This window comes from Nocardioides panacisoli (assembly GCF_039537325.1).
GTDB lineage: Bacteria > Actinomycetota > Actinomycetes > Propionibacteriales > Nocardioidaceae > Nocardioides > Nocardioides panacisoli.
The window spans coordinates 26615-46300 of the sequence record NZ_BAABAH010000007.1 but is presented as its reverse complement, the minus strand read 5'-3'; the positions used below and the strand labels follow the sequence as shown (position 1 = coordinate 46300).

The window sequence follows — 19686 nt, the reverse complement described above, 5'->3', positions numbered from 1 at the left end:
CCCACAACTGGCGCACGACGACGCATGCCACGGGCGGCGTACGGCGATCACCCCGGCATGACTGCCATCGACGCACCGCCGCTCGTCGTCACCGCCGACGAGGACCTGATCGCCACCCTGCTTCCGCTGACCGCGGCCGCCGACGTCACGCCCGTCGTCGTGCGCGACCCGATCGACGCCCTGTCGGGCTGGGCCCGGGCGCCGGTCGCCCTCGTGGGCCCGGACCTCGCGCCCGACCTGGTGCGGGTCGCGCCGGGGACGAGGTCGCACGCCTACCTCGTCACCCAGCACCGCGCGCCGGACGAGCTGTTCCGGACCGCGCTCGCGCTCGGCGTCGAGCAGGTCGTCGAGCTGCCCGGGTCGGCCGGTTGGCTGGTCGAGCTGCTCGCCGACCTCACCGAGCACCAGACGACGAGGGGCGAGGTGATCGGCGTGGTCGGCGGGTCCGGCGGCGCCGGCGCCACGACCCTCGCGTGCGCGCTCGGCCAGTGGGCGGCGCGGTCCGGCGACGCGGTCGTCATCGACTGCGACCCGCAGGGACCCGGCCTGGACCGGATGCTCGGGATGGAGCGCACCGAGGGCTTCCGCTGGGACGCGCTCTGCCAGACGACCGGCCGGCTCTCGGCGCGCTCCCTCCGGGAGGCCTTGCCGAGGCGGGACCAGCTCGGCGTGCTGTCGTGGTACGTCGGCGGCCGGCCGCAGACGCTGCAGGCCTTCGCGGTCCGCGAGGCGCTCTCGGCCGCCCGCCGCGGCCACCGCACCGTGCTGGTGGACCTGCCGCGGACCCCGGACCGGCTGATCGACGAGGTCGCCGCCCGCTGCGACCGGCTCGTGGTCGTCACCATGGCCAGCGTCGTGGGCGTCGCGGCGTCGGCGCGGATCCGGGCCCGGTTCGCGGACCACCCCGAGGTCGACGTCGTCGTACGCGGCGAGGAGCTGGCCGCCTCCGACGTCGCGCGCGCCGTCCGCGCTCCTGTCGTCGCGCAGATGCGGGACCAGCGCGGCGTGCACGAGGCGATCGACCTCGGCCTCGGACCGTTGCGGGCCGCCCGCGGCCCGCTCGCCCGCGCGGCCGAGGCCGTCCTCGCGAGGTCCTCGCGGAGCGCGTCGTGAGGACGGAGGCCGAGGAGGTCGGCGCGCTGGTGGACGAGGTCCGGGACCGTCTGGTCCGGACCCCGGGGGAGCTGACGCCGCACCGCGTCGCGGAGTCGCTGCGGGCGGCCGGCCGGCCGGTCGGGGACGCGACCGTGCTCGCCGTCTACGAGGCGCTGCGCCGCGACGTCGTCGGCGCCGGTCCGCTCGAGCCGCTGCTCCGGCGGCCCGGCGTCACCGACGTCCTGGTCAACGGGGCGGGTGTCGTCCTGGTCGACGAGGGCGACGGGCTGCGCCCGACGTCGGTCCGCTTCGACAGCGAGGAGCAGGTACGCCGGCTCGCACAGCGGCTCGTCGCGTCCGGCGGACGCCGCCTCGACGACGCCGCGCCGTGGGCCGACGTCAGGCTGCCCGACGGGACCCGCTGCCACGCGGTCCTGGCACCGCTGGCGCGCCCGGGGACCGCGATCTCGCTCCGGGTGCCGCGGCAGGGCGGGTTCACCCTCGACCAGCTGCGCGACGACGGGACGCTGACCGACGAGACCCTCGACCTGGCGCGCCAGGTGGTCGGCGGCCGGCTGGCGTTCCTGGTGACCGGCGGTACGGGCAGCGGCAAGACCACGCTCCTGGCCGCGCTGCTGGGTGCCGTCGACCCCGCCGAGCGGATCGTGGTGGTCGAGGACGCCACCGAGCTGCGGCCGGACCACCCGCACGTGGTCGGGCTCGAGGCGCGCCCGGCGAACCTGGAGGGCGCCGGCGCGGTCGGGCTGCGGGACCTGGTCAGGCAGGCGCTGCGGATGCGCCCCGACCGGCTGGTCGTCGGGGAGGTGCGCGACGGCGCGGTCGTCGAGCTGATGGCCGCGATGAACACCGGCCACGAGGGCGGCTGCGGCACGGTCCACGCCAACTCGGCGGCCGACCTGCCTGCGCGGGTCGAGGCGCTCGCGCTCTCCGCCGGGCTCGGCCGCGACGCGGCGCACAGCCAGCTCGCCTCCGCGGTCGACGCGGTGCTGCACATGGTGCGCGACCGCGACGGACGTCGGCGACTGGGCGAGATCGCCGTCCTGGAGCGGGATCCCTCCGGCCTCGTGCGTACGGCGACCGCGGTCCGGGTCGCCCGCGACGGCAGCCTCAGCGGTGGACCGGGCGGGCGGCGGCTGCTCGACCTGGTCGACGCCAGGGACCGGGGGTGACCGGCGCCGTGGCGACGGTCCTCGCCGTCGTGCTGGCGGCCGCCGCGTGCGCCCTCGCGCTGCCGGGACGCGCGTCGCTCGGCGGTGGTGCGCGGCGGGCGCGCGGGACGCCGTACCTCTTGGGTGGCGGGACGCTCCTCGTCGCAGTGCTCGCCGCCGGGTCACCGCGGCTGGCGGTGCTGGCGGTGATCGGGCTCGTGGCCGCAGCGGTGGCGACGCGGCTGGTCGCGCGGCACCGCGCCGACAGGGACGAGGCCGTGGTCCGCGGACGGGTCGTCGAGCTGTGCGCCACGCTGCACGCCGAGCTCGTGTCCGGCCAGGCACCCGCGGCGGCGCTCGAGCGCGCCGCCGGGGACTGGCCGCTGCTCGCAGCCGTGACGCGGACCGCCGCGACGGGCGGCGACGTACCCGCGGCCCTCCGCGACCTCACCGGAACGCCCGGTGCCGGCGACCTGCGGGTCGTGGCCGCCGCCTGGCAGGTGGCGCACCGGACCGGGCACGGCCTCGGCGACACGGTGGTCCGCGTCGGTGAGGAGCTCCGTGCGACAGAGCAGACCCGGCGCGTGGTCCGTGGCGAGCTGGCGTCGGCCCGGGCGACCGCGCGGCTGGTCGCCGTGCTGCCCGTGCTCGCGCTGCTGATGGGCGGGAGCGCGGGCGCGGACCCCTGGACCTTCCTGCTCGCCACGCCCGTGGGACTCGGCTGTCTCGCCGGCGGGCTCGGGTTCCTGCTCGCCGGGCTGACCTGGATCGAGGCCTTGGCCCGGGACGTGGAGCGGGGCCGGTGACCGCCGCGCTGACCGCGGTCGCCGCGGTTGCCGCGGCGTGCGCCGCCGTGCTGGCGGTGCCGTCGCGGTCGCGCGCGGCACCGCCGGTCGCCGATCCGGCCGCCCCGCCGACCGAGGACCTCGGGCTGCTGCGCCGGTGGCGTCTCCTGTGGGCTGTGCTCGCCGGCGTCGGCTGCTGGGCGTTCCTCGGTGGTCCGGCGGCGCCGCTGGCGGGGGCGGTCGCCGCTGTCGTGGTCTGGGTCGTCGCGGGACGGCTGGAGCCTCCGGCGGTGCGACGCCGGCGCGAGGAGGTCCGCCGCGACCTTCCGCACGTCGTCTGCCTGCTCGGGGCCGCGCTCCGGGCGGGCTCCGCACCGGCGGCGGCCGTCGACCTGACCTGTCGCGCGCTGCCCGGCGCCGCCGCGGACCGGCTGCGCTCGGTCGCGGTCCGGCTCGAGCTCGGCAGCGACCCGGTTGAGGTCTGGGCCGGCCTCGCCGAGGACCCTGCGCTGGGCCCGCTCGGGCGCACGATGGCGCGTACCCACCGCACCGGCGCCCCGGTCGTCGCCGCCGTCGACCGGCTGGGGGAGGACCTCGCGCGGGAGGCGCGCGCCGCCGTCGAGGACCGAGCCCGCGCGGTGGGCGTGCGCGCCGCCGTACCGCTGGGCGTCTGTCTGCTGCCCGCCTTCCTGCTGCTCGGGATCGTCCCGCTCGTGGCCGGGCTGGCAGGGGCGATCGACTGGTAGCGCCTGTGCCCCCTGCGTCCCGGAACGGGCCGGGAACCGTGCACAGGGCGGGTGACGGGGTGCGCCGCTCCACAGGCCGTCCGGGCACCAGGCCACTCCGTCGCCGCGCTCGCGGAGGCTCTGCTGCGCCGGCCGCACGGGGCGGCCGGCGCGACCGATCGAAGGAGATCCGATGAACCACATCACTCCCGTCCGCAGTGACGAGCGCGGCATCACCACGGCGGAGTACGCCGTCGGCACGGCTGCCGGCGCCGGCCTGGCGGGCCTGCTGTTCAAGCTGCTCACCGGCGGCTTCGGGGACCACCTGCTGCGGACCCTGTTCGACCACGTGATGAGCCTGCTGGGCATCGGATGAGGCGGCGGTCCGAGCGGGGCGCGGTGACGGCCGAGCTGGCGCTCGCCCTGCCGACGCTGCTCGCCGTCACCACCGCGCTGGTGTGGCTGCTCTCCGTCGGCGCGGCCCAGGTGCGCACGGTGGACGCCGCGCGGGAGGCCGCACGGGCGGTCGCGCGCGGGGACGACACCGGTGCGGCCGTGGCCACCGGGGAGCGGGTCGCCCCGGAGGGTGTGACGGTCACGGTGACGACCGAGGGCGACCGGGTCGTGGCGCGGGCGTCCGGCCAGGTGCCCGGTCCAGGCGGGCTGTTCGCGTTCCTCCCGGGTGCCTCGGTCTCGGCGGAGGCCGTCGCCGCCGTCGAGGAGGACGGGGCCGGCCCGTGATGGCGCGGGACGAGCGCGGCGGGGCGACGGTGTTCACGATCAGCTGCATCGGGCTGCTGCTGCTCCTGGGCGCGGCGCTCTCCGTCGTGGCGGCCATGGTCGCCGCCCACCGGGAGGCGCAGGCCGCGGCCGACCTCGCGGCGCTCGCCGCCGCCTCGGCGATCGCCGACGGCGGTGACCCGTGCGGCGAGGGGGCGGCGGTCGCCGCGGCCAACGGCGCGCGCCTGACGTCCTGCTCGATCGAGGGCACCGATGCGGTGATCGAGGTGGTCGTCACCGGCCCGCGGTGGCTCGGTCAGACCGGCGACCTCACCGGGCAGGCCCGCGCGGGACCCGCCAGCGGTTGACCCGGGTCAGCTGCTGGCGTCCTCGTCCTCGACGTCACCCTTGGCGCGTCGCTCGGCCTCCGCCCGGTCGAGCTTCTCGGAGAGCTCGTTGAGCCGCTTCTGCTCCTTGCGGTGCTTCCAGCCGAGCTGGGCGCCGATCTTCATGATCCAGAGCCCGATCACGACCAGCGCGCCCGCGACGATGCCGATGATGATGAGCACCGCAGGGTCGGCGTCGATGCCCAGGAACTGGCTGGACTGGAAGTTGTTGTGGCTGTCGTAGTCATAACCGGTGCCGAACAGGCCGGCCAGCGCGAGCAGCACGCCGAGGATGACGAGGACCAGCCCGAAGAGCACCATGGCGGGGAGCGTATCGGCGCTCAGACCTGCCGGGCCAGCAGCGCATCGAGCAGCCGGACCGCGCCGTCCTTGTCGAGCGGCTCGTTGCCGTTGCCGCACTTGGGCGACTGGATGCAGGAAGGGCACCCGGTCAGGCACTCGCACGCCGCGATCGCGTCCCGGGTCGCGGTGAGCCACCGGGCGGCGGTGCGATAGCCCCGCTCGGCGAAGCCGGCGCCCCCGGGGTGGCCGTCGTGCACGAAGACGGTCAGCACGCCGGTGTCGGGGTGCCGGGCGGTCGAGACGCCGCCGATGTCCCACCGGTCGCAGGTCGCGAACAACGGCAGCAGGCCGATCGAGCAGTGCTCGGCGGCATGGGCGGCACCCGGCAGGTCGTCCTGGGCGAGCCCGGTCTCGGCGAGGACGTCGTCGGGCACGGTCCACCAGACCGCGGTCGTGCGCAGGGTGCGCACGGGGAGGTCGAGCAGCGTCTCGTCGATCACCTCGCCGGTCGACGCCCGCCTGCGCAGGTAGGAGACGACCTGGCTGGAGACGTCGACCGTGCCGACCGAGAGCCGGCACCGGCCCCACATCACGTGCTCCTGCTCGACGGCGATGGTGATGTCGGTCGTCTCGCGGGCGCTGGTGGTCCAGTCGGCCTCCGCCGGGCGCATCACCGCGACCCGCTGGTCGAGATCGAGCTCCTCGACCAGCCAGGTCTCGCCGCGATGGACGTACACCGCGCCCGCGTGGGCGCTGGAGTGCGCACGTCCGCCGTCGACGGTGCCGACCACCCGGCCGGTCGCTCCTTCGATCAGCTGGACCTGCGCGCCGCCGGCGGAGCGGATGTCGGCGAGGTCGGCCGCGCGCCGGCGATCGGTCCAGAACCAGCCCTGGGGCCGGCGGCGCAGCAGCCCGGCCCCGACCAGGTCGTCGAGCAGCTCTCGCGCGGTGGGCCCGAACAGCGGCAGGTCGGCAGTCGTCAGCGGGATCTCCTGCGCCGCGGCGCACAGGTGCGGCCCGAGGACGTAGGGGTTCCCCGGGTCGAAGACCGTCCCCTCGACCGGCCGACCGAGGAGCGCCTCGGGGTGGTGCACGAGGTAGGTGTCGAGCGGGTCGTCCCGTGCGACGAGTACGCCGAGCGCGCCCCCACCGGTCCGGCCCGCTCGGCCGACCTGCTGCCAGAACGCCGCACGGGTGCCGGGGAAGCCGGCGATCACGACGGCGTCCAGACCGCTCACGTCGATGCCGAGCTCGAGCGCGTTCGTCGCGGCCATGCCGAGCAGCCGCCCGCTGCGCAGGTCCTGCTCCAGCGCCCGGCGCTCCTCCGGGAGGTAGCCGCCCCGGTAGGAGGCGACCCGCGCCGCCAGCGCCGGGTCCACCTCCTCCAGCAGCTCCGCGGTCCGCCGCGCCACCTGCTCGACGCCGCGCCGCGAGCGCACGAACGCCAGCGTGCGCACGTCCTCGAGAACCAGGTCGGTCAGCAGGTCGGCGGTCTCGGCGGACGCCGGCCGGCGCACGGGAGCGTCGTGCTCGCCCCGGAAGGAGGTCAGCGGCGGCTCCCACAGCGCCACCGCCACCTCGCCCCGCGGCGAGGTGTCGCCGGTGATCTCGAGCACCTCGTGCCCGGTCAGCCGCTGGGCCGCCACCCCGGGTTCGGCCACTGTCGCCGATGCCAGCACGAAGGTCGGGTCTGACCCGTGCGCCGCGGCCACCCGCCGGAGCCGCCGGAGCACCTGGGCCACGTGGGCGCCGAAGACACCGCGGTAGTGGTGGCACTCGTCGACGACGACGAAGCGCAGGGTCGAGAAGAACCGTGCCCAGCGCGCGTGGCCGGGGAGCAGCGACCGGTGCAGCATGTCGGGGTTGGTCAGGACGTACTCCGCGTGGTCGCGGGTCCACTCGCGCTGCTCGGGCGGGCTGTCGCCGTCGTGGGTCGCCACCCGCAGGTCCAGGCCGAGCTCGGCGATCGCGGCGCGCTGGTCCTGGGCCAGCGCCTTGGTGGGCGCGAGGTAGAGCGTGCTGGCGCCACGCTGCCCGCGCGCCCCGCGCCCGGCGCGGGCGGCGCTCAGCGCCGGCAGCAGGTAGGCCAGCGACTTCCCGGAGGCGGTGCCGGTCGCGAGCACGACGTGCTGGCCGGCGTGCGCCGCGTCGGCTGCGGCCGCCTGGTGCTGCCACAGCCGGGTGACGCCGCGGTCGGCGTACGCCCGCACGAGCGCCGGGTCGGCCCACTCCGGCCAGTCGGCGAGGGTCGCGGCCCGCTCCGGGAGCAGCTCGAGGTGGGTGAGCCGGTCTGCTCTCCCGGGCGCCGCGGTGAGCCGTGCGACGAGCTCCTCGGGTCGGTGAGACGGCGCCCGGTCCGCGGGTGGGAGGGAGGTGCCAGGGCTCACCCGCCGATTGTGCCAACCACTCCCGACACCTGTGCGTCGTGCGTGGAGAAGGTTCGCGTGGTTTGATAGCACGCGAGCCTGGCAAGGGCTGAGGCGACAACACGGGGTGGGAGAGCGGTGGATCTGACACTTACGACGCGCGAGGCCGGTGGGCGCACCGTCGTTGCTGTCGCCGGTGAGATCGATGTCTACACCGCTCCGAAGCTGCGCGACACGATCACCGACCTGGTCGCCGGCGGCGCCTACAACCTCGTCATCGACATGGAGGGCGTCGAGTTCCTCGACTCGACCGGCCTCGGCGTGCTGGTCGGCGGCCTGAAGAAGGTCCGCGCCCACGACGGCTCGCTCGAGCTGATCTGCAACCAGGACCGCCTGCTCAAGATCTTCAAGATCACCGGACTGGCGAAGGTCTTCGTCATCCACGGCTCCGCAGACGCCCTGGCCTGACTCCGTCGGGCGTACGTCGCCGTACGCCACCGCTGCAGGGCGCCGTGTCGAGGACGCGCGCCCCGGCGATCGCGCGCCCCGCTGCCGGATCGACCCCGACCGGCGCGCGTGACTCACGTCACAACCTCGGTGTGTTCTGGGCCACACCGTGCGTAGACTCCGCCGCAGCCTGCCCCTAGGACAGGTCCCATCTCCCTCTGCTTACCCCCCTTGGAGGACGAATGCCCGGGATTCTTCCCGCCGTCGTAGAGGTTTCCGGCAGCAACCTCGTACTCGTCGTCATCGTCGCCGTGATCGCGCTCGGAGCGCTGGCCATGGCCGCGATGTTCCGCCAGCAGGTGCTGGCGGCCGGCGAGGGCACCGACAACATGCGGAGGATCGCCCAGGCGGTCCAGGAGGGCGCCAACGCCTACCTGACCCGCCAGTTCCGGACGCTCGCGATCTTCGCTGCCATCGCCTTCTTCGCGCTGATGGCGCTGCCCGCCGACGACTGGAGCGTGCGGATCTTCCGATCCGTGTTCTTCCTCGTCGGCGCGGGCTTCTCCGCGTCCATCGGCTACCTCGGCATGTCTCTTGCCGTGCGCGCGAACCTCCGGGTCGCCGCCGCAGCCGAGACCGAGGGCCGCAACCCGGCGATGAACATCGGCTTCCGCACCGGCGCGTTCGTCGGCATGGCGACCGTCGGCCTGGGACTTCTCGGCGCGAGCGTCGTCGTGATCGCGTTCCAGGACGAGGCGCCCAAGGTGCTGGAGGGCTTCGGCTTCGGCGCCGCCCTGCTCGCGATGTTCATGCGGGTCGGCGGCGGCATCTTCACCAAGGCGGCCGACGTGGGCGCCGACCTGGTCGGCAAGGTGGAGCAGAACATCCCCGAGGACGACCCGCGCAACGCGGCGACCATCGCCGACAACGTGGGCGACAACGTCGGCGACTGCGCCGGCATGGCGGCCGACCTCTTCGAGTCCTACGCCGTCACGCTCGTCGCGGCCCTGATCCTCGGCTCGCAGGCGTTCGGCGACAAGGGCCTGGTCTTCCCGCTCATCGTGCCGGCCATCGGCGCGATCACCGCCGTCATCGGTACCTACCTGTGCCGCCCCAAGGAGGGCGAGAACGGGCTCACCACGATCAACCGGGCGTTCTACCTCTCCGCCGCCATCGGTGCGGTGGCGAGCGCGATCGCCGCGTTCGTCTACCTCCCCGGCGATTGGAGCGACCTCGGCTCCGGCGTCGAGGCCGACCTCGCGCCGCCGCTGTTCGCCGCCGGCGCCGTCGTGATCGGCATCGTGCTCGCCGCAGCGATCCTGGCCCTCACCGGCTACTTCACCGGCACCGACCACCGGCCGGTGAACGACGTCGCCAAGACCTCGCTGACCGGTCACGCCACGGTGATCCTTTCCGGCCTGTCCGTCGGCCTCGAGTCGGCCGTCTACACCGCCATCGTGATCGGTGCCGCCGTCTTCGGCGCGGCCCTCCTGGCTGGCGGGACCACCGGCCTGGCGCTGTTCGCGGTCGCGCTCGCCGGCTGCGGCCTGCTGACGACCGTCGGCGTGATCGTCGCGATGGACACCTTCGGTCCGGTCTCCGACAACGCCCAGGGCATCGCCGAGATGTCCGGTGACGTCGGGGTCGCCGGCGCGCAGATCCTCACCGAGCTCGACGCGGTGGGCAACACGACCAAGGCGATCACCAAGGGCATCGCGATCGCGACCGCCGTGCTCGCGGCGAGCGCCCTGTTCGCCTCCTACACGCAGAGCGCGTTCGACGAGATCGGCGCCAACGCGTCGGCGGACCTGCTGGACAGCTTCCAGGTCTACAACGCCAAGCTGATCGTCGGCGCGCTCCTCGGCGCGGGCGTGGTGTTCCTCTTCTCCGGCCTCGCGATCAACGCCGTCGGCCGTGCTGCCGGCGCGGTGGTGTTCGAGGTGCGGCGGCAGTTCCGGGAGATCCCCGGGATCATGGAGGGCACCGGCCGACCGGAGTACGGCCGGGTCGTCGACATCGTGACCCGCGACTCGCTCCGCGAGCTCGCCACGCCGGGCATCCTCGCCATCCTGAGCCCGATCGCGGTCGGCTTCGGGCTCGGCGTCGGCCCGCTCGCGGGCTTCCTCGTCGGCGCGATCGCGAGCGGCACCCTGATGGCCGTCTTCCTCGCCAACGCGGGCGGAGCCTGGGACAACGCCAAGAAGCTGGTCGAGGACGGTCACTACGGCGGCAAGGGCTCGGAGGCGCACGCGGCCACGGTCACGGGCGACACCGTGGGTGATCCCTTCAAGGACACGGCCGGCCCGGCGATCAACCCGTTGCTCAAGGTGATGAACCTGGTCTCGCTGCTCATCGTGGGCGCCATCGTGAACCTCTCCTACGGCGCCAGCGAGAACGACGCGGTCCGGATCGTCATCGCCCTGCTCGCCGCGGGTGGCATCTTCGCCGCGGTGTTCATCTCCAAGCAGCGGACCTCGGCGATGCACGACGAGCCGGAGGCCGCCGCGGTCGACGCCGCGGCCTGACGGCGGGTCGATGCGCCTCGCGCGAGCGCGTCTGGCGGCAGCGGCGGCGCTGGTCCTGACCGGCGTCGCCCTGCCTGCCACGAGCCACGCAACCGCCGCCGGGGCGGACCGGGTCCGGTCCGCCCCGGCGGCCGTCGTCCGCACCGACGAGGTCCGCCGGCACAAGGTCATCGGGCACTCCGTCCGCGACCGGAAGATCCACGCGTGGTACCGCGGGTCCGCCGACCCGCGCCGGGTGCTGGTGCTGCTCGGCCAGATGCACGGCGACGAGCACGCCGGCATCGCGACCGCGCGATGGGTACGACGTACCGTGCACCCGCGACCCGGCACCGGGCTGTGGGTGGTGCCGACGATGAACCCCGACGGCGACGCGATGAACACCCGCCGCAACGCCCACCACGTCGACCTCAACCGCAACTGGCCGACGAGCGGCTGGACGTCGGCGGGGCAGGGCAGCGAGACGTGGGGCGGCCCGAGCCCGGCCAGCGAGCCGGAGACCAAGGCGTTCCTGCGGTTCCTCCGGCGGGTGCAGCCCGACTACGTCGCGTCGATCCACCAGCCGCTCGCGGCGATCGGCAAGACATCGGGCCACCGGCGCTGGCAGCGGAAGCTGTCGCACAACCTGCACCTGCCGATCCGGTTCCTCGGCGTCGGGACCCCCGCAGGACAGGTCTCACCGACGATGACCGGTTGGTACAACAAGCACTACGGGCGGGCGCACGTCGCCACGACGATCGAGTACCGGGGCAGCGTCTCGCTGCGCTACGCGACGCGGGTGGCCGGCCGGGGCATCGTGCGCGCCGCCGGGATCCGCTGACCTGCGGGTCTCGGGTCCGCAGGGTCGTGACCGAGGTCCCTACCGGGCGGCGTGATCGCGGCCGATGCTGGCTGGATGACAGCAGGAACAGGGTCGGTGCGGCGCTGGCGCCGCCTGGCGTCCGCGGCATGGTCGGCCCCGTCCGATCCCCAGTTCTACGGCGACCTCGAGGTCGACGCCTCTGCCCTGCTGGCCTATCAGCAGCAGGCCAAGGAGGTCGGGACGCCGGTGACCGTCACCGCCCTCGTGGGGCGCGCGGTCGCGCACGGTCTGTCCGAGGTCCCCGAGCTGCACAACCCGAGCCGGATCAGGTCCGGGGAACCGACGTCGGACGTGTTCTTCATCGTGGCCACCGAGGGCGCTCTGTCCGGCCTCAAGCTGAGCGACGTCGCCGGGAAGTCGGCGGTCGAGGTGTCCGAGGAGCTCGCCGAGGAGGCCCGCCGGGTCCGCCAGGGCGACGGGCCGCTCGACCGCGCGACCAGGACCCTGGCCGCATTGCCGCTGCCCTTGCGCCGGCTGGTGCTGCGGGCCGGCTCCTGGATGGCGTCGGACCTCGGCATCGACCTGCCTGCCCTGGGCGTCGCCCGGCGGCCGTTCGGCGACGCGATGATCTCGTCGGTGGGCATGTGGGGCGTGCGCAACGCCTACTCGCCGCTCGCCGCGTACTACCGCGTCCCGCTGCTGGTCCTCGTGGGTGGCATCGCCCCGACGCCCGTCGCCGTCGACGGAGAGGTCGTCGTGCGGCCCGTGCTGCGACTGACCGCGACCTTCGACCATCGTTACGTCGACGGTTGGCACGCCGCGCGCTTCGCTGCATGCGTCGCCGACTACGTCGGTGACCCCGGCCGCCTCGAGCCTGCCGCGGTCCGGGCGGCCGCTAACGTGGCGCGGTGACCCCTGACCTCGCTGCGCCGCTGCGCGACGCCCTGCTCGAGGCCGACTTCACCTTCGACGCCGTCGGCGACCTGCTCGGCGAGGTCGCGCACGCGGCGCTGATGCGCAACGAGACCACTCCGGCGGGGCGCCGGGCCGAGGCCGAGCCCGGTCCGCTGGCGACGCTGGTGCGGCTGTTCCTGCTGCAGCGCACCGTGACCGCCGACGAGGCGGACGCCGCGCTGCCCGGCCTGGTGGACCGGCTGACGACGGCCGGCATGCTGGTCCGCTCGGTCGGCGAGGTCGCCGCGCGTCTCGACTGCCGGCCCTACGGGACGGACCACGGCCTCGACCTGTGGGTGGTCAGCGACCTCACGCCAGGACTCGACGGCGGGCCGCAGCGGGTCGCCACCGACCACGTCCTCGGCATCAGCGCTGCCTCGACCTCGCTCGCGCAGCTCACGCTGCGGCAGGAGGTGGGCACCAGCCTCGACCTCGGCACCGGGTGCGGCGTCCAGGCGCTGCACCTCGCCGAGCACAGCGACCGGGTCGTCGCCACCGACGTCAACCAGCGGGCGCTCGCCGTCGCCCGCTTCAACGCCGCCCTCAACGGCGTCGCGGACCGGGTCGACGTACGCGACGGCTCGTTCTTCGCGCCCGTCGCCGGCGAGCGCTTCGACCTGATCGCGACCAACCCGCCGTTCGTGATCTCGCCGGCGACCGGCGAGCGGCTGGTCTACCGCGACTCCGGGCTGCCCGGCGACCGGGTCGTCGAGCACATCGTCCGGACCGCACCGGACCACCTGACCGACGGCGGGTGGTGCCAGGTGCTCGCCAACTGGGTGATCGCCGCGGACCGGTCCTGGGACGAGCGGCTGGCCGACTGGCTGCCCGACGAGTGCGACGCGTTCGTGGTCCAGCGCGAGGTCCTCGACCCGGCGGCGTACGTCGAGCTGTGGCTCAAGGACTCCGGCCACCACGGGGCGCCCGACTACTTCCAGCGCTACGACACCTGGCTCTCCTGGTTGGAGGAGCAGCGCGTGGCGGGCGTCGGCTTCGGGTGGATCAACCTGCGCCGCACCGGCACCGCGGACGGCGTACGCGAGCTGCTGGAGTGGCCCTACGACGTCGAGCAGCCGATCGCGCCGGCGATCGCGGGCTGGGCCGATGCCGCCGCGACGGCCGTCGAGCCGGGGACCCGGCTGGTCGTCCGCGAGGACGTGCGCCAGGAGACGGTCGGCGCCGTCGGCGCCGAGGACCCCGCCACCATCGTGCTGCGCCAGCAGCGCGGCCTGCGCCGGGCGCGGCAGGTCGACACCGTCGCCGCGGCGCTCGTGGGCGCCTGCGACGGCGAGCTGGCGGTCGGACAGATCCTGGCGGCGGTCGCGCAGCTGCTCGAGCTCGACCCGGCGGCGACCACCGCGGACCGGATGGCCGAGGTGACAGAGCTGGTGCGTGAGGGCTTCCTGGTCGCCGCACCGGCCCCGCGTGCACAATTGCGCGCGTGACGAGCGCAGGCTGGTACCCCGACCCCGCCGGTCAACCCAACACCTTCCGCTACTGGGACGGGACGTCCTGGAGCGAGGCGACGACGACCAACCCGGCGACGCCGGCGCCGGGGACCCCGCTCCCGCCGCAGCCGCCACCGCCGACGTCGCCGTACCAGCAGCAGCCGCCTGCGACGCCTCCGGCGCCGCCGACGACCCACCGGCCGGGCTACGGAGAGATCACTCCCGCGCCGCCGGGCTTCCCGCAGCAGGGCTACGGCCAGCAGCAGCCCTATGCCCAGCAGCCCTATGCCCAGCAGGGCTACGGCCAGCCCGGCTACGGCACCCCGCCGGCCGGCGGCTCCGGCGGCTCGGGCGCCGGCCGCACGGTCGCCATCGTGCTGCTGGCGATCGTGCTCGTCGTCGCCCTCGGCGTCGGGGCGTTCTTCGTCGTCCGGGGCGCCACCGGGGACGACGACACGAGCACCGCGGGCGACGACTCCAGCAGCAGCGCCGGCTCCGAGGGCAGCAGCCCCACGGCGGTGCCGAGCAAGCAGCAGTGCAAGGGCGGCGACCCCGACCCGGGTGAGCTCGACCCGGCGTCGCCGACCCTGACCGGCGGCGGCCTGACCATCCCGTCGCTGACCGACCAGGGCTACACGGTCGACCACCGCATCTCGAAGCCCTACAAGTTCGCGACCGCCTTCGAGGCGTCCTACCTCGTCATCGACCAGCAAGGCGGCTGGATCTCCAGCTACGGCGTCGGGGCGCTGGCCAAGGCCAACGGGTTCGACAGCACCCAGCAGGCGGCCGAGGCGCTCGTCTACTGCATGACCCACTCCGGTCTCTACGAGGGCTTCACCGGCGCCACCGACCAGCAGGTCGGCGCGGTCACCGTCGACGGCCACGACGCCTACTCGGTCCTGACCGAGGTCCGGGTCGACAATCCGGACGTGAACGTCGAGGGCGACCTGCTCCAGGTGGTCGTCGTCGACACCGGTGACAGCGACAATTACGGCGTCTACATCAGCGGCGTACCGCTCGGGGACGACAACGCCGCGCAGCAGCAGTCCGACGAGTTCGACCAGATCTCCGTCGGGTGATCGAGGTCCCACCGCATGCTCCTGAGCGGTGGGGGACTGGACAGCACGCGCTACCGTGATCGGCCGTGACCCCGTTCCTGCCAGGTTCGGGACACGTCGTCCGTCCCGGTCCACCCGGCAGATCCGGCTGCCACGAGCCCAGAGAAGTAGGTCGCAGTGCCCCACAAGTTGGTGATCGTCGAGTCACCGGCCAAGGCCCGCACGATCGGCGGGTACCTCGGCGACGGCTACGTCGTCGAGTCCTCGATCGGTCACATCCGCGACCTGCCGAACAACGCCGCCGACACGCCGGCGAAGATCAAGGACAAGCCCTGGGGCCGGCTGGCGATCGACGTCGACAACGACTTCACGCCCTACTACGTGGTCCCGCGGGACAAGAAGTCGCACATCTCGAAGCTCAAGTCGCTGCTCAAGGACGCCGACGAGCTCTACCTCGCGACGGATGAGGACCGCGAGGGCGAGGCGATCGCCTGGCACCTCCTCGACGAGCTCAAGCCGAAGAACATCCCGGTCCGCCGGATGGTCTTCCACGAGATCACCCGAGCGGCGATCCAGGACGCCGCCGCCCACCCGCGCGAGCTGGACATGGACCTGGTCGAGGCGCAGGAGACCCGGCGCCTGCTCGACCGGCTCTACGGCTACGAGGTCAGCCCGGTGCTGTGGCGCAAGGTGATGTCCGGGCTGTCCGCCGGTCGTGTGCAGTCGGTGGCGACCCGGCTGGTCGTCGACCGCGAGAAGGAGCGGATGACGTTCCGCTCGGCGTCCTACTGGGACATCGAGGGGACGTTCGACGCAGGAGCGGCCCACGACCAGCGGATGTTCCCGGCGAAGCTGTACTCCGTCGACGGCACGCGCGTCGCGTCCGGAGGGAACTTCGGTCCGGACGGGCTCCTCAAGCCGGGTGCCGATGTCGTGCACCTCGACCGGTCGCGGGCCGAGTCCCTCGTCGCGGGGCTCGCGGACACGACGTACGACGTGCGCACCGTCGAGTCGAAGCCCTACCGGCGCTCGCCGTACGCGCCGTTCCGCACCACCACGCTCCAGCAGGAGGCGAGCCGCAAGCTCGGCATGAGCGCGTCGGTGACGATGTCGGTCGCCCAGCGGCTCTACGAGAACGGCTTCATCACCTACATGCGGACCGACTCGACGACGCTCTCGAGCGGGGCGGTCGGCGCGGCGCGCGACCAGGTCCGCGAGCTGTACGGTGCCGAGTACGTGCCGGACTCGCCGCGCGTCTACGCGAGCAAGGTCAAGAACGCCCAGGAGGCGCACGAGGCGATCCGGCCGGCGGGTGACAGCTTCCGCACGCCCGCCCAGACCGGGCTGACCGGCGACCAGTTCCGGCTCTACGAGCTGATCTGGATGCGCACCGTCGCCTCGCAGATGAAGGACGCCGTCGGGCAGAGCGTGTCCGTCCGCGTGGGCGGCACCGCCGCGTCGGGGGAGGACGTCGTCTTCTCCGCGTCCGGCCGGGTGATCACCTTCCACGGCTTCCTCAAGGCCTACGTCGAGGGCACCGACCACGGTGCCGCGAAGGACGACCAGGAGACGCGCCTGCCGGCGCTCGCCGAGGGCGACCGGGTCAGCGCCGCGTCGCTGGAGGCCAACGGGCACGAGACCAAGCCGCCGTCGCGCTACACCGAGGCCACGCTGATCAAGGAGCTCGAGGACCGCGAGATCGGGCGGCCGTCGACGTACGCCTCGATCATCAGCACGATCCTCAACCGCGGCTACGTCTACAAGAAGGGCACCGCCCTGGTGCCGGCGTGGATCGCGTTCTCCGTGGTGCGGCTGCTGACCGAGCACTTCACCCGGCTGATCGACTACGAGTTCACCGCCGGCCTCGAGGACGTGCTGGACGAGATCGCACGGGGTGACAAGGACAAGGTCACCGAGCTGCAGGAGTTCTACTACGGGTCGGACAAGCTGCAGGGCGTCAAGCCGCTCGTCGAGGGCCTCGGCGACATCGACGCCAAGGAGCTGGCGACCTTCCCGGTGGGCTCGCCCGAGGACGGGATCCAGCTGCGGGTCGGGAAGTACGGTCCCTACCTCGAAGGTCCTGGCGACGACGGAGCGCCGTTCGCCAAGCGGGCGAACGTGCCGGACGACCTGCCGCCCGACGAGCTGACCGTCGAGAAGGCCAAGGAGCTGCTCGCCAACCCGGCCGGCGAGGAGATCGACCTCGGCGTGCACCCGGAGACCGGGCTGCAGGTGGTGGCGAAGAACGGCCGGTTCGGGCCCTACGTCACCGAGGTGCTGCCCGAGGACGCCCCGAAGAGCGCCAAGCCGCGCACCGGCTCGCTGTTCGAGTCGATGTCGCTGGACACGATCACCCTCGAGCAGGCGGTCAAGCTGCTGTCCCTGCCGCGCGTGGTCGGCACCGACCCGGAGAGCGGTGAGGAGATCACCGCCCAGAACGGCCGCTACGGGCCGTACCTGAAGAAGGGCACCGACTCCCGCTCGCTCACGACCGAGGAGCAGCTCTTCACGATCACCCTCGACGAGGCGCTGCGGATCTACAGCCAGCCCAAGCAGCGCGGTCGCGCCGCCGCCACCGCGCCGCTCAAGGAGCTCGGCAACGACCCGGTCTCCGGTCAGCCCGTGGTCGTCAAGGCCGGCCGCTTCGGCGAGTACGTCACCGACGGCGAGTACAACGCCACCCTGCGCAAGGACGACTCCGTCGAGTCGATCACCCTCGAGCGCGCCGCCGAGCTCCTCGCCGAGCGCCGCGCCAAGGGCCCCGCCAAGAAGGCGGCCAAGAAGACCGCCAAGAAGACGGCCAAGAAGACCACCGCCAAGAAGACCGCGAAGAAGTCGCCGGCCAAGAAGGCCGCAAAGAAGAGTTGAATCGAAGGTCTCTCCGGGTCGATTCGATGGTCCGTGAGGGTTGATTCGATGGTCTGTCGGGGTTGAGTCGAAGATCCGTGTCGGGTCGGCGTACGGCGATCTTCGACTCAACCTCCACGAACCTTCGATTCAACCCTCACGAACCTTCGAATCAACCTCGAGGGGCCTTCGATTCGATGGGGGTCGGGGCCGGCTGTCGGACCTCGGGTCGCTCGTGTCGCCGGGGCACCGTAGGTTCTGAGCGTGCGGTCCGGCGTCTACACCCAGCGCGGTGTCTTCGTGTGCCTCGAGGGTGGCGAGGGCTCGGGCAAGTCGACCCAGGCGCGGCTGCTGGCCGACCGCCTGACGGCGGAGGGGTACGCCGTGCGGTTGACCCACGAGCCGGGCGACACCGCCGTCGGCAAGGAGCTGCGCCGGATCGTGCTCAGCCCCGAGACCGGCCGGCTCGCGCACCGCACCGAGGCGCTGCTCTACGCCGCCGACAAGGCCGAGCACGTCGAGACCCTGGTGCTGCCGGCGCTCGAGCGGGGCGAGGTCGTGGTGACCGACCGCTACGTCGACTCCACGCTCGCCTACCAGGGCGCCGGGCGCGACCTCGACCCCGCCGAGCTGGAGGCGGTGGCGCGCTGGGCGACCGGCGACCTGCGGCCGCACCTGACCGTCGTCCTCGACCTCGAGCCGGCGCACGGCCTCGGCCGGTTCGAGGAGCGCGACCGGATCGAGGGCGAGTCCCTGGACTTCCACCAGCGGGTCCGGCAGGCGTTCCTCGACCTCGCCGCGGCGGACCCGGACCACTACCTCGTCCTGGACGCCCGCGCTCCGGTCGAGGAGATCGCCGGGCTCATCGCCGGGCGCGTCGCGCCGCTGCTCGAGCAGGCCGCCCGATGACCGTGTGGGACTCCCTCGTCGGCCAGAAGCCGGTGATCGCCACGCTGCGCCAGGCGGCTGCCGGCCAGGGGATGAGCCATGCGTGGTTGTTCACCGGACCGCCCGGGTCGGGCCGCTCCAACGCCGCCGTCGCGTTCGCCGCCGCGCTGCAGTGCGAGGCGGGCGACGCGGGTGGCGAGGCCGGCTGCGGCACCTGCCACTCCTGCCACACCGTCCTGGCCGGCAGTCACGCCGACGTCGCCGTCGTGCGCACCGAGAAGCTCTCGATCGGCGTCAAGGAGGTGCGCGACCTGGTCCGCCGGGCAGCGCTCACCCCCATGGGCCGCCGCTGGCAGGTCCTGATCGTCGAGGACGCCGACCGGCTCACCGAGCAGGCCTGCAACGCGCTGCTGAAGGCGATCGAGGAGCCCAACCACCGCACGCTGTGGATGCTCTGCGCCCCGACCGTCGAGGACGTGCTGCCGACCATCCGGTCGCGGTGCCGGCTGGTGACCCTCACGACCCCGACCGCGCAGGAGGTCGCCGAGTTCCTCCGTCGCGACGGGGTCGACGACCGGCTCGCCGACCTCGCCGCCCGCGCCAGCCAGGGGCACATCGGCCGTGCTCGTGCACTCGCCCGCGACCCGGAGGTCCGCGGCCGGCGGGCGGACGTCGTACGCATCCCCACGTCGCTCACCTCGCTCGGCGCCTGCCTCGACGCGGCGAACCGGCTGGGCGAGGCCACCAAGGCCGAGGCCGACGCGATCACCGCCGACCTCGACGCCAAGGAGAAGGCCGACCTCGACGCGGCGTACGGCGTGGTCGAGCGCGGCCGCCGCCCGCGGGAGTACGCACCTGCGCTCCGTGACCTCGAGAAGGACCAGAAGACCCGCGCCAAGCGGCGCCAGCTCGACGTCGTCGACCGCGCGCTGATGGACCTCGTGTCGGTCTACCGCGACGCCATCGCGCTCTCGACGGGCGCGGGCGGGGCGCTGGTGAACGAGGACGTCCGGTCCGACATCGAGGGCCTCGCCCGCGCCTCGACCCCCGAGCTCAACCTCCGCCGCATCGGTGCGATCTTCGCGGCGCGCGAGCAGATGCTCGAGTTCAATGTCCAGCCGGCGCTTGCGCTGGAGTCCATGATGGTGAGCCTGCAGGCGTCGTAGTCGAG

At 73.7% G+C, this 19686-nt stretch carries 18 protein-coding genes; 16 read left to right on the top strand and 2 right to left on the bottom strand.

The window, feature by feature from the left end:
- The first annotated feature begins 57 nt into the window (after positions 1 to 57).
- The 7 genes from ssd to ABD709_RS11490 all read left to right on the top strand — a co-directional run bounded on the left by ssd (position 58) and on the right by ABD709_RS11490 (position 4862).
- The gene (ssd, locus tag ABD709_RS11520; RefSeq protein WP_344775464.1) at positions 58 to 1113 is read left to right on the top strand and encodes a septum site-determining protein Ssd; all 1056 of its coding nucleotides are present in this window, start codon (positions 58 to 60) and stop codon (positions 1111 to 1113) included.
- The gene (locus ABD709_RS11515; protein ID WP_344775462.1) at positions 1110 to 2285 is read left to right on the top strand and encodes a TadA family conjugal transfer-associated ATPase; all 1176 of its coding nucleotides are present in this window, start codon (positions 1110 to 1112) and stop codon (positions 2283 to 2285) included. The genes ssd and ABD709_RS11515 overlap by 4 nt, the downstream gene beginning before the upstream one ends.
- Positions 2282 to 3070, top strand: a complete 789-nt coding sequence (locus ABD709_RS11510) for a type II secretion system F family protein (protein ID WP_344775460.1) — start codon at positions 2282 to 2284, stop codon at positions 3068 to 3070. Before ABD709_RS11515 ends, ABD709_RS11510 begins: the two co-directional genes overlap by 4 nt.
- Positions 3067 to 3795 carry a type II secretion system F family protein gene (locus ABD709_RS11505; protein WP_344775458.1) on the top strand — a complete coding sequence of 243 codons (729 nt, stop codon included), beginning with the start codon at positions 3067 to 3069 and terminating at the stop codon, positions 3793 to 3795. Before ABD709_RS11510 ends, ABD709_RS11505 begins: the two co-directional genes overlap by 4 nt.
- 172 nt (positions 3796 to 3967) lie before the next feature.
- The gene (locus tag ABD709_RS11500) at positions 3968 to 4150 is read left to right on the top strand and encodes a DUF4244 domain-containing protein (RefSeq protein WP_344775456.1); all 183 of its coding nucleotides are present in this window, start codon (positions 3968 to 3970) and stop codon (positions 4148 to 4150) included.
- Entirely contained in the window at positions 4147 to 4515 is a 369-nt protein-coding gene (locus tag ABD709_RS11495) for a TadE family type IV pilus minor pilin (protein WP_344775454.1), read from the top strand. The genes ABD709_RS11500 and ABD709_RS11495 overlap by 4 nt, the downstream gene beginning before the upstream one ends.
- Entirely contained in the window at positions 4515 to 4862 is a 348-nt protein-coding gene (locus ABD709_RS11490) for an Rv3654c family TadE-like protein (RefSeq protein ID WP_344775716.1), read from the top strand. The genes ABD709_RS11495 and ABD709_RS11490 overlap by 1 nt, the downstream gene beginning before the upstream one ends.
- A 6-nt stretch (positions 4863 to 4868) precedes the next feature.
- Here ABD709_RS11490 and ABD709_RS11485 read toward each other — a convergent pair whose 3' ends face one another.
- The gene (locus ABD709_RS11485; protein ID WP_344775452.1) at positions 4869 to 5201 is read right to left on the bottom strand and encodes a hypothetical protein; all 333 of its coding nucleotides are present in this window, start codon (positions 5199 to 5201) and stop codon (positions 4869 to 4871) included.
- 20 nt (positions 5202 to 5221) lie between these two features.
- Entirely contained in the window at positions 5222 to 7570 is a 2349-nt protein-coding gene (locus ABD709_RS11480) for a DEAD/DEAH box helicase (protein WP_344775450.1), read from the bottom strand.
- Between the two features lie 117 nt (positions 7571 to 7687).
- Here ABD709_RS11480 and ABD709_RS11475 point away from each other — a divergent pair, with 117 nt between their 5' ends.
- The 9 genes from ABD709_RS11475 (at position 7688) to ABD709_RS11435 (ending at position 19681) form a co-directional block, all read left to right on the top strand.
- Positions 7688 to 8017, top strand: coding sequence for an STAS domain-containing protein (locus ABD709_RS11475; RefSeq protein ID WP_344775448.1), 330 nt, complete (start codon positions 7688 to 7690; stop codon positions 8015 to 8017).
- A gap of 221 nt (positions 8018 to 8238) precedes the next feature.
- Positions 8239 to 10521: a sodium-translocating pyrophosphatase gene (locus ABD709_RS11470; RefSeq protein WP_344775446.1), complete on the top strand. Its 2283-nt coding sequence runs from the start codon at positions 8239 to 8241 to the stop codon at positions 10519 to 10521.
- 10 nt (positions 10522 to 10531) lie between these two features.
- Positions 10532 to 11338, top strand: a complete 807-nt coding sequence (locus ABD709_RS11465) for a M14 family zinc carboxypeptidase (protein WP_344775444.1) — start codon at positions 10532 to 10534, stop codon at positions 11336 to 11338.
- Between the two features lie 75 nt (positions 11339 to 11413).
- The gene (locus ABD709_RS11460; RefSeq protein WP_344775442.1) at positions 11414 to 12232 is read left to right on the top strand and encodes a 2-oxo acid dehydrogenase subunit E2; all 819 of its coding nucleotides are present in this window, start codon (positions 11414 to 11416) and stop codon (positions 12230 to 12232) included.
- The gene (locus tag ABD709_RS11455; protein WP_344775440.1) at positions 12229 to 13719 is read left to right on the top strand and encodes a DUF7059 domain-containing protein; all 1491 of its coding nucleotides are present in this window, start codon (positions 12229 to 12231) and stop codon (positions 13717 to 13719) included. Before ABD709_RS11460 ends, ABD709_RS11455 begins: the two co-directional genes overlap by 4 nt.
- Complete coding sequence (locus ABD709_RS11450; RefSeq protein ID WP_344775438.1) at positions 13716 to 14801, top strand: DUF2510 domain-containing protein; 1086 nt, start codon at positions 13716 to 13718, stop codon at positions 14799 to 14801. Before ABD709_RS11455 ends, ABD709_RS11450 begins: the two co-directional genes overlap by 4 nt.
- Before the next feature lie 156 nt (positions 14802 to 14957).
- The gene (gene topA, locus ABD709_RS11445; protein ID WP_344775436.1) at positions 14958 to 17648 is read left to right on the top strand and encodes a type I DNA topoisomerase; all 2691 of its coding nucleotides are present in this window, start codon (positions 14958 to 14960) and stop codon (positions 17646 to 17648) included.
- A gap of 243 nt (positions 17649 to 17891) precedes the next feature.
- Positions 17892 to 18536, top strand: coding sequence for a dTMP kinase (gene tmk, locus ABD709_RS11440; protein WP_425575108.1), 645 nt, complete (start codon positions 17892 to 17894; stop codon positions 18534 to 18536).
- The gene (locus ABD709_RS11435) at positions 18533 to 19681 is read left to right on the top strand and encodes a DNA polymerase III subunit delta' (RefSeq protein ID WP_344775434.1); all 1149 of its coding nucleotides are present in this window, start codon (positions 18533 to 18535) and stop codon (positions 19679 to 19681) included. Before tmk ends, ABD709_RS11435 begins: the two co-directional genes overlap by 4 nt.
- Positions 19682 to 19686 lie beyond the last annotated feature (5 nt).

What these genes read in the sequence shown, in the direction of transcription:
- ssd (WP_344775464.1), top strand. Translation starts at nt 58, where the DNA reads ATGACTGCCATCGACGCACCGCCGCTCGTCGTCACCGCCGACGAGGAC.
- ABD709_RS11500 (WP_344775456.1), top strand. Translation starts at nt 3,968, where the DNA reads ATGAACCACATCACTCCCGTCCGCAGTGACGAGCGCGGCATCACCACG.
- ABD709_RS11495 (WP_344775454.1), top strand. Translation starts at nt 4,147, where the DNA reads ATGAGGCGGCGGTCCGAGCGGGGCGCGGTGACGGCCGAGCTGGCGCTC.
- ABD709_RS11490 (WP_344775716.1), top strand. Translation starts at nt 4,515, where the DNA reads ATGGCGCGGGACGAGCGCGGCGGGGCGACGGTGTTCACGATCAGCTGC.
- ABD709_RS11485 (WP_344775452.1), bottom strand. Translation starts at nt 5,201, where the DNA reads ATGGTGCTCTTCGGGCTGGTCCTCGTCATCCTCGGCGTGCTGCTCGCG.
- ABD709_RS11470 (WP_344775446.1), top strand. Translation starts at nt 8,239, where the DNA reads ATGCCCGGGATTCTTCCCGCCGTCGTAGAGGTTTCCGGCAGCAACCTC.
- ABD709_RS11465 (WP_344775444.1), top strand. Translation starts at nt 10,532, where the DNA reads ATGCGCCTCGCGCGAGCGCGTCTGGCGGCAGCGGCGGCGCTGGTCCTG.
- ABD709_RS11460 (WP_344775442.1), top strand. Translation starts at nt 11,414, where the DNA reads ATGACAGCAGGAACAGGGTCGGTGCGGCGCTGGCGCCGCCTGGCGTCC.
- ABD709_RS11435 (WP_344775434.1), top strand. Translation starts at nt 18,533, where the DNA reads ATGACCGTGTGGGACTCCCTCGTCGGCCAGAAGCCGGTGATCGCCACG.